Source organism: Anaerocolumna cellulosilytica, from assembly GCF_014218335.1.
GTDB classification, from domain to species: Bacteria; Bacillota; Clostridia; order Lachnospirales; family Lachnospiraceae; genus Anaerocolumna; species Anaerocolumna cellulosilytica.
On record NZ_AP023367.1, the window covers coordinates 940,284 to 954,768 of the forward strand.

The 14,485-nt window shown below is 35.5% G+C and carries 10 protein-coding genes; 9 read left to right on the plus strand and 1 reads right to left on the minus strand.

The window, feature by feature from the left end:
• The first annotated feature begins 10 nt into the window (after window positions 1-10).
• The 8 genes from acsn021_RS04150 to acsn021_RS04185 all read left to right on the plus strand — a co-directional run bounded on the left by acsn021_RS04150 (window position 11) and on the right by acsn021_RS04185 (window position 11,231).
• Complete coding sequence (locus acsn021_RS04150) at window positions 11-340, plus strand: hypothetical protein (RefSeq protein ID WP_184090108.1); 330 nt, start codon at window positions 11-13, stop codon at window positions 338-340.
• A gap of 1,080 nt (window positions 341-1,420) precedes the next feature.
• A complete protein-coding gene (locus acsn021_RS04155) occupies window positions 1,421-2,446 on the plus strand; it encodes an ABC transporter substrate-binding protein (protein ID WP_184090111.1) in 1,026 nt (341 codons plus the stop codon).
• Between the two features lie 420 nt (window positions 2,447-2,866).
• Window positions 2,867-4,540, plus strand: coding sequence for an AraC family transcriptional regulator (locus tag acsn021_RS04160; protein WP_184090114.1), 1,674 nt, complete (start codon window positions 2,867-2,869; stop codon window positions 4,538-4,540).
• Between the two features lie 213 nt (window positions 4,541-4,753).
• Window positions 4,754-5,074, plus strand: coding sequence for a PTS lactose/cellobiose transporter subunit IIA (locus tag acsn021_RS04165; protein WP_184090117.1), 321 nt, complete (start codon window positions 4,754-4,756; stop codon window positions 5,072-5,074).
• A gap of 27 nt (window positions 5,075-5,101) precedes the next feature.
• Window positions 5,102-5,407 carry a PTS sugar transporter subunit IIB gene (locus acsn021_RS04170; RefSeq protein WP_184090120.1) on the plus strand — a complete coding sequence of 102 codons (306 nt, stop codon included), beginning with the start codon at window positions 5,102-5,104 and terminating at the stop codon, window positions 5,405-5,407.
• A gap of 32 nt (window positions 5,408-5,439) precedes the next feature.
• Entirely contained in the window at window positions 5,440-6,723 is a 1,284-nt protein-coding gene (locus tag acsn021_RS04175; protein WP_184090123.1) for a PTS sugar transporter subunit IIC, read from the plus strand.
• A gap of 182 nt (window positions 6,724-6,905) precedes the next feature.
• Window positions 6,906-9,194: a glycoside hydrolase family 2 protein gene (locus acsn021_RS04180; RefSeq protein WP_243182317.1), complete on the plus strand. Its 2,289-nt coding sequence runs from the start codon at window positions 6,906-6,908 to the stop codon at window positions 9,192-9,194.
• Between the two features lie 117 nt (window positions 9,195-9,311).
• Window positions 9,312-11,231 (plus strand): BglG family transcription antiterminator, encoded by a 1,920-nt coding sequence (locus acsn021_RS04185; RefSeq protein WP_184090130.1) that lies wholly within the window; start codon window positions 9,312-9,314, stop codon window positions 11,229-11,231.
• A 41-nt stretch (window positions 11,232-11,272) separates the two neighbouring features.
• On the opposite strand, the gene acsn021_RS04190 is transcribed toward acsn021_RS04185, so the two are convergent.
• Window positions 11,273-13,132, minus strand: a complete 1,860-nt coding sequence (locus acsn021_RS04190; protein ID WP_184090133.1) for a sensor histidine kinase — start codon at window positions 13,130-13,132, stop codon at window positions 11,273-11,275.
• Between the two features lie 298 nt (window positions 13,133-13,430).
• Here acsn021_RS04190 and acsn021_RS04195 point away from each other — a divergent pair, with 298 nt between their 5' ends.
• Window positions 13,431-14,378: an ABC transporter permease subunit gene (locus acsn021_RS04195; protein ID WP_184090136.1), complete on the plus strand. Its 948-nt coding sequence runs from the start codon at window positions 13,431-13,433 to the stop codon at window positions 14,376-14,378.
• The last annotated feature ends 107 nt before the right edge of the window (window positions 14,379-14,485 follow it).

Consider the following 14,485-nt stretch of genomic DNA (forward strand, 5'->3'; position numbering starts at 1 on the left):
GATATGATGTATGAAAATGAAACATTTATTACTTGAATGTTATTGTAGTTGTGATATACCTGTTGAAAATAATCCTTGCTATACAAATGGCAAAGGAATAGGTATACATTGTTTGCAATGCGAAAATTTTAGTTATACAAAATGTCCACATGAGATAGCATATTCTAATGAAGATGGAGTGATTGAGGACATGGATGATTTTATTGGTTTTGGTGGAGAGATGGATGTGGATGATAAGGAACAACGTCAAAAATGGATTACAGAGTGGAGTAATATTTGTAGGGAAAAGATTAGTAATGCATATGATGAATATATGGATAAGCGAAATCAATTGGAATAATATAATTGTTATAACAAATTAATTTAATGTTGTACGCAGCAATTTTAAATATTCAATTGTATCAAAAAACCAGAATGCTCTAAGAGTTATGTGATAAAATTCCAGATTGGTTATAAATTATCATCAGGTAAACTAAATATTTCATGAGGAGCTTGTAAAAAATAGGAATTAGAGTAATTGTTATTAGAAAAAGTTTTGAGGGTGTAAATTTTTCTGTGTCTAAATCTTGATATATCAAAATAATTATCTGTGACCCGAATTGAATAATCTTCTTGAATTATAGGGCATTGTGGGATTTGCCCACACCCGACCCTCAGGAATAATTTGAAAACCAAAGACACAAAATATTTTACAGACCCAAAGCTTTTGATATTATGATAAAGATTTTTCAAGTAACTATAGTGATAATTTTGACGATACTTAAAGGATTTGATTTTAGCTGAATCTAAAAATGATACTGGAACTTAAAGTAATTTGAATCATTTTAAGTAAAAAATATAAAGTTGTACATAGTTCAATAACTGTTAAAGTAGCAGTTAAGCTAGACCAAGAGGCAAAAGATATACTGGACGCATATATGGAACAGGAGGGAGTTTCTCTTTAATGGAAGCTTCCAGAAGAGGGATTAAGAGGTTGAAGCCAGACCTTAAGAAAAAATAATGGAAGCGGTGACCAGACGCAAATCAAGCCCACTTTCACACACCAATAACGCCATAGGTAATTGCAGTGTAAATAGTATACTATGCTATGAGATTTCCATCAAGCCTTGTTGAGAACATTGTGGAAAGGATTATGTGCTATGTAATGCATTAGGCAGTTACTTCAGAAGAAGAGAAGTTTGGATTTGTACACATGGTTAAATGAATGAGAAATACGAAAAAATAAGTACATAATTATCTTATTATATATACCACTGAAATATATTTTCAAAATAGTATATAAAATAATAGCTCGCCTAAAATGGCATATTTTACATAGTAATCTTGGCAAAAAAACCTATTGCCTCCTATGTCAATACTCCTTATAATGAAATAAGTTTGAATAGTCAAACAAATGCATTTGAAACAAGGAGAGTACCCCATGAAAAAAGTAAGTATAATCAAAAGAATTAGTATAATATCATCCCTTCTATTTATGTTAGTAATACTGTCAGCCTGCAAATCAGCCTCGAGTAGGGATTCTGGTACAGGTACTGATACTGTCGTAATAGAGAAGGCAGATGATACAAAAAGTGATAGCAAAATAGAAGATACAGAAACCACAGAGCAGGAAGGTACGGGAACAAGGATTGTAAGTACACCAAATGGTGATATAGAAGTACCGAATCATCCGAAGCGAATCGCAGTTCAATATATTATAGGTGATGTGATTGAACTTGGAGTGATTCCGGTAGGAATATCAGAGGTATACGAGGGAGCGGCATATTCAGAGCTTGTAACTGAGACAGAAGATTTAGGCCACCATGCCGAATGGGATCCGGAAAGTCTGATGGAGTTGGAGCCGGATTTGATTTTGGTAATCGTACAAGAAGATGTTGATAAATTTTCAAAGATAGCACCAACCGTATGTATTGCTTATGATGAACTATCCATGGAGGAGAGAATATCATTAATTGGGGATTTACTGAATAAAAAAGACGAAGCGGCTAATGCAATAAATGAGTACTATGCGAATTTAGAAAAAGCAAAAAAGAAATTAACTGAGGCAGGCTTTCAAGAGTATACCATATCAATCTTTGAAGGTGGTTTAAGCAATATGACAGTAATGGGGGATAAATTCGGAACTGGAGCAATTGCTTACAAATCGTTAGGATTAAAAGCTCCTGAGAAGGTGCAGTCAGATATAATTGAAAAGGACGGTTTCAGAGAAAGTGTTTCTTTTGAAGTTCTGACAGAATTTGCTGGAGATTTTATTATTCGTAACTCCTATGAAGGAATGGATGATTTGACTCAAAATGAAATATGGAACAGCATTCCTGCAATTAAAAATAATCGTTTCATCAATATGGAATTTGGTTTAAGCTTTTATACCGATATATATTCGGCCAATGCACAGATTAATTTTGTGACAGAGGCATTAATTAATGCAGTGAATGAATCGAAATAAAGGGTTACAATCCATTAAAGATACATCCTGGGACTTTTACGTTTGTGAAAGTTCCAGGATATTTTTTTGCTGAAATAGTACTATTTCTATTTGAGCAGTACAGCAAGCAGGCTTATGACAAGCATGGAGCTTAGTGTCATAAAAAACATAATTTATACCCTATTTGCGGCAATGCTGTATCTGCAAGTATATACTGCATACAAGGGGAGCTAGCATAAAAAATCTATCTTTATACGTTTAATTTGATATACGAGCAAAGTCGATAACATGTAAGTTAGTATGAAATAAAAGGCATTTTTTATGAAATAGATGAAACAACCCGTGGTTTATGCTATAATGTTAGTCAATACTAACTTTATATCCTATACCAAAACGGCAATGAAACTAAATGCAGGTTTAATTTTCAGGAGTTGAATGCACATGAATGATATGAAAGAAATACGGCAAGAAGACATGGATATGCTTTGTTCTATATGGAAGCAGGAGAATATAGATGTAAACTTTATAAAATGCTATACAATTAAAGAAGATGGGGAGGGCTTTGTACACACAATAACAAAGCCGGTATATGTGTATGCAGTAAAAGGCAGCGGGTATATGCAACTCCATTCTAACAAGCACAACCTGAAAAAATTTCAATTATTTCACATTGGAAATGCAAATAAAATTTGTATCGAATCATTTGAAGAAGGGTTAGAGTATTACTACATTGAATACAAGCTTGGCAGAAATAGTATTTATGATAAGAAATCACTAGCTGCTAAACATAGGATAAAGCCTCTTTTATGGAATTATAAAATGACCTTTGAAAATCCACTTTTTATACTACAATTATTAAAGCAAATGGAAAAATCTTTCCAAAGGAACACCCTTATGGAAGCGTTTGGATTAAAAGCTTTATTTTATCAATTTCTTGATAGAATTGCACAGGATAGTATACGGGATTGTGTCTGCAACGAGAACTCGGATATAGTATGCCAGGCTCTTAAGTTTATGAAGCAGGAACAGGGCAGACAGATTATAATTCAGGATTTGCTGGATGAATTAGGGATTAGTTCCAGTCATCTAAACCGATTATTTAAGCAAATGACCGGAAAAAGTCCGAAAGAATATCTAGTTATGCTTCGCCTTAACAGTGCGAAGATAAGATTGTTAAAAACAGAGGACAATCTAAAAGATATAGCAATAGCATGTGGTTATGCAGATGAGTACCAATTTAACAGAACCTTTAAGAAACATATAGGGATTGCGCCAAGTGGGTATCGTAATTTAATTGCAAAAAATAGATATAACACGGGGCAGTACATACAGTTAAATCCAAAAAGAGTTGCGATACAATATTTAATTGGAGATGTGCTTGCGTTAGGGGTGGTGCCTGTTGGAATTACAGAAATATATGAGGGTGCAGTATTTCAGGACAACTTAAATGAAAGCATTATATTAGGTCATCAAAGCAGTTGGAATAAAGAAATGCTGGCTATGCTAGAACCGGATTTGATTATTACGGTAGATTCTGATAAGTACCATGAATTTTCTGAGGTAGCTCCTACTTTGTATATTCCATATGAAATATTATCAAAAGAAGAACGGATACTTTTGTTAGGGACGGTTTTAAATAAACCAGAAGAAGCAAAGACAGTGTTATCAGAGTATCACAATAAGCGAAGCGTAGCAAGGGAGAAATTAAAAAAAGCAGGACTCTATCAGTCAACCTTTAGTATTATCGAAGGGGACTTAGAAAATGTTTCAATTATGGGAAATATATTTGGTTGTGGTGCCACTTTATATCGGGAATTATTATTAAGGGCTTCGGAAATAACACAAAAAAGTGTGTTAGATAAAGGATATGGCGTAGATCGGATTGATTTAGAAAAATTACAACGGTATGGAGGAGATTATATTATACATAACAAGTATAACGGAATGGATGATATTACCGCCAATGAAATATGGCATACGATACCTGCAATAAAAAAGAAACATGTGATAGATATGGACTTTGGATTAAATTATTACAGTGATATTTTATCTACCAATGCCCAGATTGATTATATTGTAAGTCAATTGACAGAAATGGATGAGTTAATGACATAAGGCAATGGAGCAAGATAACAGGTATCAGAAAGGATGGATAAAGCTCTATGATTTTTCGTAATACACGGTTATAAAGCCGGTATGTGAAGGAAAGTCATAGAGTTTTTTTAAAATTCAATACTTACCGTATTCATTAAGGTAAATATATAGTTGGAGATTCAATCTGAACAATGTTAACATCTAGTTAAGAGATGAACAGAGAGGAGATACAAGATGGAAGTTAGTTTAGAAGAGATTATAACCGAATTAGTTGTAAACGGCGGTGATGCGAAGAGTAAGGCTATCGAAGCAATCCGATTAGCAAAAACAGGGAATTTTGAGACTGCTGAAGTAAAAATAAATGAAGCAAACGAATCCTTGCAAAAGGCCCATGAATTTCAAACAGAGATTATACAGGCAGAATCAAGGGGAGAGAACAAAGCAGAAGTGTCCCTGTTAATGGTACATGGTCAGGACCATTTGATGAATGCAATTACGACCAGGGACTTGGCTATTGAAATGGTTGAAATGTATAAGATGATACTTAACAAATAATAAATCAATAAGAAAGGAATCAAAAAAATGACTTATATTACATTAGTATGTGCAGCAGGTATGTCAACCTCTATGTTAATGGCAAAAATGCAGCAAAGTGCAAAAAATAAAGGAATCGAAGCAAAAATAATAGCTATGTCCGAAGCAAAATTCAAAACCTATACAGAGCCGACGGATGTACTGCTGTTAGGACCTCAAATCTCATATTTAGAAGGTGAATTAAGAAAAACATATGAACCAAAAGGGATGAAAGTAGCAGTAATCAATATGGTTGATTATGGAATGATGAACGGTGAAAAAGTACTAAATGACGCATTGGCATTACTTGGCTAACGCAAGAATGAAAACTCTAAGGAGGATTTTGTATGTCTAAGATTGAAGCAAAGACTTTATCCAATAAACTTGCACCATATGTTAATAAAATGCAGACAAGCAAGATAGCGAATGGTATTTCCGGGGGAATGATGATGGCAATGCCGGTTACACTTTTAGGATCTTTCGCTGCTCTATTTTTAAACCTTCCCATTGGTGCCTATAAAGAATTTATAGCAAGCGTAGGGATTGCGGCTGCGTTAAAGATGATTATTCAATTCACCACAAACTTTTTAGCGGTTATCTTTACTGTCTCTATTGCCGGAAGTTATGCAAAACAATATGAAGAGGATGGTATATTCACGGGATTACTTGCTTTAGTAAATTTCTTTATTGTAACACCGGTTGCGGTATCAGCAGAGGGAGTTACCTCTATTCCGGTACAGTGGCTTGGTGCAACAGGAATATTTACAGGAATTCTGGTAAGTTTAGTTTCCACAAGAATCTACATTTATTTGAAGCAAAAAGGAATTACTATAAAGATGCCGGAGAGTGTTCCGCCTGTGGTTTCTAGTAGTTTTAGCAGTTTGATTCCGGGACTTGCTTCTGCAGCAGTATTTACTATTGTATCCGCAATTTTTGCAGCAACTTCTTTTGGAACACTGCATCAATTTATTTATACGTTCCTTCAGATTCCTTTGCAAGGAGTTGGCGGTAATATTGTATCCATTATTCTTTTATGGACTTTTGCACAGGTATTATGGTTCTTTGGTATTCATGGTACGATGGTTATCTATTCCGTAGTTCTTCCAATCTTTACAGCTATGGATGCAGCACAGTTAGCAGCGTTTGCTGCCGGTGAAGCACTTCCTAATATCACAGGCCGTGCTTTCGTAAGTACCTATACCATGTCAGGCAGTGCCATTGGTTTTGCACTACTTATGTTGTTCGTTGCAAAAAGTAAACAATATAAAACGTTGGGAAAATTAAGTGCAGTCCCTTCCTTGTTTGGAATCAGTGAACCTCTTGTATTTGGTACACCTATGGTATTTAACTTTAAATTCTTTGTACCCTTTGTATTTATGAATGCAATCAATATAATAATTGCTTATGTGTTGACCTTTATTGGACTTATACCAAGAGTTAACGGTATGTCACCGGTATCCGGTATGCCCATTATCCTAAGTGGTCTGATGGAAGGAAGCTGGAAGATAGCCGCGCTTCAGGTTGTATTTGTGATATTGTCTGCCATAGTATGGTACCCGTTCTTTAAAAAGGCAGATAACGAAGCATTTAAAATTGAACAAGAATCAGAGAATCAAGCGCAGGAAGCATAAGTATATACAGAGGTAGGAATGAACTGTCTTTCAAATAAGAAATGGTTTTAGTCAGGATAGTTCTTACTATAGGTATTTTAATAAGCCACCCGTCTGTATGACGGGTGGCCTTTGCCTGCTTACTGCTTTTGTACAAAGGTCTCTAAATTACGAATAAAATATTTTATATGGGAGGATATACGGTGCATAAAATAGATTTTAATGATAGATGGGTATTTATAAAAGAAGGAAAAGAAAGTTATATCGAAAAAGAAATACCAGATGGCGAATATATTACCCTGCCTCATTGCTTTAACGGAATTGACGGGCAAAGTGGTGATGGTATGTATAAGGGTAAGACCTGCTATCAAAAGAAAGTAGCTCTCACAGGGGAGGAGTTAAGGGAATATCATTATTTAGAAATCGGTGCGGCAAGCCTTGTATCACATGTATATATTAACGGGATATTAGCAGGAAGCAGTAGATGTGGCTTCTCTATGTACCGGGTGTTTTTAAATCCTTTGCTAAAAGAAGGAGAGAATCTTATCTCCATTGTTGTTGATAACAGCCGTTTCGATGATGTATACCCTCTAATGGCTGACTTTTCTTTTTATGGAGGATTGTACCGGGAAGTAAGCTGGATTACAACAAGGGCACTACATTTTGAGTTATTAGATAATAGCCGGGATGGGATGTATATAACTCAAAAAGCAATTAAGAATGGGATATATGAGTTAAAGATAAAAGGCAGTGTAATCAATGAGCTTCACAACAAACTAGAGTCTAAGATTAAAGTTACTCTATTGGACAAAGAAGGCAATGGGGTATTATCTAAAACAATGAAATGTGCTGTTATAGAGAAGGAAGAATTTGAATTTATAGAAGAACTAAATCAGCCCAGACTTTGGCAGGGGATAGAAGACCCTTATCTTTACACCTTAAAGGTAGAGTTGTATCAGGAAGAACAGTTAGTGGATGAAAGAAATCTTGAAATCGGCTTTCGAACCATTGAAATAACCCCTGATAAAGGTGTCTTTTTGAATGGTAAGCCCATTAAGTTAAATGGTGTCAGCCGACATCAGGATTTTGCAGAGGTAGGTAATGCTTTAACAAAAGAACATATGGAACTGGACATGTCACTTATTAAGGAAATCGGTGCAAACTCTATAAGACTATCTCATTATCAGCACCACGATTATTTTTATACTCTTTGTGACAGGGCAGGCTTGCTGGTATGGGCTGAGATTCCTTTTATCAGTGTACCCTCAACTGCTGACAAAGAGAATCAAAATGCAAAAGACCAACTGGAGCGATTGATAAAACAGGCCTATAATCATTGTTCCATCTATTGCTGGGGAATACAAAATGAGATTACCATAGCAATTGAAAATGAACAGATTTATGAGATGGTAAAGGAACTGGCTGCAATAGCAAGGAATCTTGACGCTGTCAGATATATTGCACAGGCGAATATACATTCAGTTGCAAATGAAAGCAGCTTAAATGATTTGACCGATTTTGTAGGATATAATCTGTATTATGGATGGTATTATAAAGAAATGAAGGATCTAGCAGTAAGGCTGGATGAGTTTCACAAAGTCAGACCCAATATTCCGGTAATGGTTACAGAATACGGAGTTGATACAAACCCTGTCCTGCATTCCTATACACCTTCTGTAAAGGATTACACAGAAGAATATCAGTTGTTATTCCAGGAGAATGCCCTTAAGACTTTTAAGGAAAGAGAATATGTATTAGGGGGATATGTTTGGGCATTATTCGATTTTGGAAGTGAGATTCGAAATGAAGGCGGAACCAAGGGAAAGAATCAAAAAGGTCTAGTTACCATAGATAGAAAAATCAAGAAGGATACCTTTTATTTATGTAAGGCATACTGGTCCAAAGAAAAATTTGTGAAATTAGCCGGCAGCAGATTTGTGAACCGCCATCAAGAGGAAAATGATATGGTGGTATTGTCCAATGTTAATTCCGTAAAGCTTTTTGTTGGTGAAAAAATGATTGGTGAAAGGAATGACCATGAACCGGTGAAAATTTTTAAGGGAGTAAAATTAGCACATGGTGAGAATTTTATTCGGGTGGAAGCTGTCGACTCAGAAGGAAACTGTTATTATGATGAGATGTTTTTAAACCGGGTGAAAGATATGGATTTAAGCTATGTGTTGAAAAAGACAGAAGAAAAAACTACGGTAACAAACTGGTTCCAGAAATTTGATTTAACCAATGTACAGGAAGTGGCAATTAAAGAAGGCTATTATTCTACCTTTGATACAATAGAGGAGCTTTATAAGAATGAAGAGGCAAAAGCTGTATTTAAAAAGTACTTTGGAGATTTAGCAGAAAATCCTCAGATGGCAACTATGCGGGGGTTAATGACAATTGATAGTATGTCAAAGCGATCCCGGTTTAATATTCCGAAGGAGCTGCTAAGTGTAATTAATAAAGAATTAAATGTTATAGAGAAACGTAAATAAGCTTTCTTATATGTATTTATAGTTGAGGGGAGTTAAAAAGGAAGCCAGTGCAAATACTATAACCGGAAAACGGATAGAAGAAGTAACATATGCGAATGTTTGGGAAAGGGTAGAAACATGTTGGGTGTAAAGTTAGAAGCTTTATTGGGTGAAGTATCAATCAAAGAATATCAGACGGCACAGGAATTAGCGGATAAACTTGGTGTGAGTGAAAAAACCGTTCGTGTCCGCATGAAGGAATTAAATGATGTTCTAAAGTTATATGGTGCAAAAATAATATCCAAACAAAGATTCGGTTATAAGTTAAATATTTTAGAAGACGAAAAGTTCCGACAACTCTCACATAGTATGGAGAAAGAAGCAAAGCAGCAAATACCCACTAATTCAGAAGAGCGTGTTCCGTTTATATTAGCATATTTGTTAAATAGAAACGAGTATGTTAAATTAGATGATTTAAGTGATTTTCTTTATGTATCAAGAAACACCCTTACAGCGGATTTAAAAAAAGTGGAGTTTATACTGAATATATATCACCTGACCTTGGAACGCAGACCCAACCATGGAATATTGGTTAAGGGAAATGAGTTCAATAAAAGAATTTGTATCGCCAACAGTCTTATAAAGCGGAACGCCCTTTTTAAGGAGGATGCTAAAAAGGAGCAGGAATTACAGGTAATAGGCAGTATTGTTTTAGAAGTTATAAACAAGCATAAGATGAGAATGTCAGAAATATCCTTTGAAAGTCTGATAACACATGCCTATATAGCGATAGGAAGAATTGGCAGAGGCTGCCCCATAACCATAGATAAGACAGAAATCAGTCATATTATTAACTTAAAAGCGATGCAGGCAGCAGAAGAGATAACAGACCTCCTATATGAAAGGCTGAGTGTAAGGTTTTCAGAGGCTGAAATATCTTATCTTGCAATTCATCTGGGTGCAAAACTATCTTCCGATACGTATGCAAGGCATGGTTCTAACCTGGTTATATCGGGTGAAATAGATGAACTGGTTCTCCATATGCTAAATGTCGTATATAATGGCTTTAAGCTGGATTTTAGAAATAATCTTGAGCTTCGAATGGCATTAAATCAGCATATGGTGCCTTTACAAATCCGTATGAAGTATGGAATACCGCTAAAGAACCCACTTATGGCAGAGATTAAGAAAGAATACGCCTTTGCCTATACAATAGCAGCAACTGCATGTATCGCTTTAAATGAACACTATAAAACAAATATGCCGGAGGATGAGATAGGCTATTTTGCTATGTTGTTTGCGCTTGCTTTGGAAAAACAGGATAAGAAAATCGAGAAGAAAAATATTATTGTGGTATGTGTTTCCGGTAAAGGAAGCTCCCAGTTATTTATGTATAAATATAAACAAGCATTTGGGAAATATATTAACCAAATCTACGAATGTTCTACCTATGAATTGGAAGATTTTGATTTTGAGGGTAAACAGATAGACTTTGTTTTTACAACAATCCCGATTAACATCAAAGTACCCGTACCGGTTTTTGAAGTTAATTTATTTTTAGAACGTAAGGATATACTGACATACAATCAGTTGTTTGAAATGGGAAGCAACGAATTTCTACACAAATATTACAATAAGAATTTGTTTTTCACCAAACTTAATGCTAAGAAAAAGGAAGATGTAATAAGACAGTTATGTAAGTGCGCAAGTCAATATTATAATTTACCGAAAGATTTTTATTCGGCAATTATGAAAAGAGAAGAATTGGGACAGACTGATTTTGGTAATCTGGCGGCAATTCCTCATCCGTATAAAGTCATTACGAAAGAAAATTTTGTGACAGTAGGTATCCTTAAGGAACCAATCTGGTGGGGACATAACGAGGTACAGGTGGTATTTTTAATTGCAATATCAACGGAAGAGGATGCAGACATTGAGCGCTTTTATCAACTCACTACTAATTTTTTATTTGACGCACAAAAGGTTCAATATCTAATAGCGAATCCAACCTTTGAAGTACTTATGACCTTATTAGGTGATGAAGCTGAAAAATCTTAGCAGGTTTGGAGCGTAGCAAACACTACGCTCCAAACCTGGCTTCAAGGCTTTGGCTGTTGCATCACGGTGTGTTTTCGTTCTCTTAATTCTGCTGTCAACACGGGTGGAATCATTATTGTGATAGAAAATCCGCTGCCATCCTCTAAGGCACCCGGTTGTATTCCATAATCCTCTCCAAACACAATTCGCAGACGGTTATTCACATTAGAAAGTGCAAAGCCACTGGATTCATTGTTCTCAAATACCGATTGGTTCAATTTTACTAATAATCCCTTAAGTTCATCCTCTGTAATTGGCTGACCATTATTAGACAAGGTCAGTTTAATATAGGAATTTCCATCGTTTGTGATGAGCGCTCCATCCAGTTTTAAGTAATTGTCCTCTCTGTTTTTATCAAGGCCATGTACAAAGTAATTCTCAATCAATGGCTGTAAGGTGTTCTTAGGGAGCCCGTAGGGAGAGAGAGCATCCTCAATGTAAAATTCATATTCAAAATTTTGAAACCGGTATTGATAAAGAGAGATGAGATTCTCGCATTGTTCCAATTCTTCTCCTAAAGAAATAAACATTTCCCGGTTTGTCTGGTTACGATAGATTTTGGCTAATAAAAGTATCATCTGGGAGGCACTTACAGGGTTTCCATGTAGAGTCTGAACTCTGATAAGTTCTAACGTATTATATAAAAAATGTGGATTAATACTGGTTTGCAGGGCATAAAGCTCTGCATTTTTTTGTTGTAGAGCATAAACATAAGACTGCTCCACATTTTTTTGAAGGTCATCGCACATGCGGTTAAAGCCGGTGATGATATGAGAATATTCATCCTGCCCTTTGCTATGGGGAATGCGGTATGTCAGGTTATTGGAACCGATTTTAGACATACCCTTCTGGATAATACGAACTTTCTTTCGTGCCAACTGAAAGGTTACTACATATAAAGAGATAGAGCACACACATGTAAATAACGCCAGAAGCAGGATAAGATTCTGGGTGTAGCCGGTGCCGTACCCGGCTTTTTTGATTTGATACGAGGTATAAAAATCATACCGGCCGTTATAGATGGAAGAGGTGAAATACGCCTCCTTCCCGATAGTAGTAGTAACGGTAGGGTAAGAAACGACATTATTGCTGTTGCCGGTAGGATACTCAAGGAATAAATCACTTGAATCAGAGTAGTCTCCCGAGGAGCGAAATATTATATTTTGTTTGGAATCCGTAATGCTGTATGCATATTCTGCACTTAAAGGATAGCTGTTTAGGACACTTAAGAATTCCGAGGTAGGATAGAGCAGAATAATCTGACCCAATACTTTATTGGTCTTGCTGCTACTTTTAAAAATAGTTCCTACCAAACCATAGGTATTAGAGGAGGGTTTTTTAAACCCCGTACTGCTCAACATTAACTGGGTATCATTCATAATTCCCAGGGTAAACGGGGAATGTTCCGGCCAGTCAGTAGTTAAGGGAATCTGGTTAAGAGAAGAATACTTAGGGTCAAACTGATAAAGCTGTTTTGTAACATTGGAAAACAGAAGAATACCAATGCAGCTGGAATCAAAATCACAGATACGGTTTAGGGCTGTTATAATATTTTTATTAGTAGATACCTCTAAATCATAGGGATTTGCAATTTGTAAGAATGTACATAAATCATTATAAGCATAAGGAATGTCAAAGAGGCTGTCTAATGCAGCATTATAATTCCTCTGTTTCAGCTCAAAGGAATTATGTAAATTATTTAAGGTTAAATCGTATTTTTTTAGGAATTCTGCCTGCTCATATTTTTTAGCAAAGGAGCTGACAATAGCAGCTAGGATTAAAGAAATCGTGGAAAGGATAAGGATACAGAACAAAAGCATTTTGGAGTAAAAACCAGTTATCCTGAATTTGTGCAATTTCATATGATGTCATCTCCTAAAGGAATAGAATTGTTCTATTTAAGCAACGAGCTATTTCACAAGTTAGTTTTATTATAACATTTGATTTGTGCATTTACAACATAAGAAGTAGTGATTTGACGAATTAAGTATATAATTTGTATAATTAATAAAGAGCTATATAGCTCTCTTTTGTTAAAAAATTATGGTTTTCTTATAATTTGTGCAAGGTTTTATAATTAGTACAATTTTTTTCTTGTCTTAACGCTATTATAATGATAGCAGAAGATAAATTAAAGCAGACGTAAGGAGAAGTTGGTAAATGAAACGAGACAAGAAAAACAACTTGTTACCGAGAAGAACAAACGCAAGAGAAAAAGCTGGCTTTCGCTTGTTCCTGTTAACAACGCCGATATTAATTGGAGTATTTATATTTTCTTATGTTCCTTTGTTAGGCTGGATATACGCATTTTTTGATTATAAGCCAGGTATACCGGTTTTTGAATCTCAATTTGTAAAGTTAAAATGGTTTTTAATGCCCTTTAACAATTCTGTTTTGAGGGATCAGTTTTTAAGGGTTATGAAAAACACGTTAGGTATTAATGTATTGTATTTGTTAGCCATGATGCTGCCTATGATTTTTGCAGTGCTTTTAATGGAAATACGTTCCGTCAAATACCGTAAGTTTATACAAACCTTTACCACAATACCAAACTTCATTAGTTGGGTTCTTGCGTATTCCGCTTTCTTTTCCCTGCTGTCCAATGAAGGGCTTATCAATAATCTGTTACAGCAGTGGGGGGTTTTAAAGACACCGATAAATTTTCTGGCGGATACAAGCCATATGTGGCTTAAGATGTTAGGATATCATTTATGGAAGGGGTTGGGCTGGGGAGCCATTATTTATATATCTGCTATCTCCTCTATTGATGCAGAGGTTTATGAGGCAGCAGATATTGACGGGGCAGGAAGGCTTGCCAAAATAAAACACGTAACCATTCCATTTTTAATTCCGACCTTCTTTGTATTATTAGTTTTGCAGATTGGTAATATTGTAAATAACGGTATAGACCAGTATATGGTATTCTCAAACGCAATGAATCAGGACTACATAGAGGTACTGGACTTGTATGTATATAACAATGGTCTGAAGCTTGGAAATATATCTTATGCAACGGCTATCGGTATGTGGAAGTCAGTTATCAGCCTTGTTATGGTTTTCGGAGCTAATAAGATATCAAAGAAAGTAAGGGGTTCGTCTATTTTCTAGAAATGATTAATAGACAGAAGTGAGACATCTTACTAATAACTGAAAGTTAAAAGATACATAATAGTACATGGAGACAGAATGCATGAAAGGAGTTGCCCCTTCGCCAT

Excerpts from the sequence above, each read along its gene's own strand:
- acsn021_RS04150 (WP_184090108.1), top strand. The coding sequence starts at position 11 with ATGAAAATGAAACATTTATTACTTGAATGTTATTGTAGTTGTGATATA.
- acsn021_RS04155 (WP_184090111.1), top strand. The coding sequence starts at position 1,421 with ATGAAAAAAGTAAGTATAATCAAAAGAATTAGTATAATATCATCCCTT.
- acsn021_RS04160 (WP_184090114.1), top strand. The coding sequence starts at position 2,867 with ATGAATGATATGAAAGAAATACGGCAAGAAGACATGGATATGCTTTGT.
- acsn021_RS04165 (WP_184090117.1), top strand. The coding sequence starts at position 4,754 with ATGGAAGTTAGTTTAGAAGAGATTATAACCGAATTAGTTGTAAACGGC.
- acsn021_RS04170 (WP_184090120.1), top strand. The coding sequence starts at position 5,102 with ATGACTTATATTACATTAGTATGTGCAGCAGGTATGTCAACCTCTATG.
- acsn021_RS04175 (WP_184090123.1), top strand. The coding sequence starts at position 5,440 with ATGTCTAAGATTGAAGCAAAGACTTTATCCAATAAACTTGCACCATAT.
- acsn021_RS04185 (WP_184090130.1), top strand. The coding sequence starts at position 9,312 with ATGTTGGGTGTAAAGTTAGAAGCTTTATTGGGTGAAGTATCAATCAAA.
- acsn021_RS04190 (WP_184090133.1), bottom strand. The coding sequence starts at position 13,132 with ATGAAATTGCACAAATTCAGGATAACTGGTTTTTACTCCAAAATGCTT.
- acsn021_RS04195 (WP_184090136.1), top strand. The coding sequence starts at position 13,431 with ATGAAACGAGACAAGAAAAACAACTTGTTACCGAGAAGAACAAACGCA.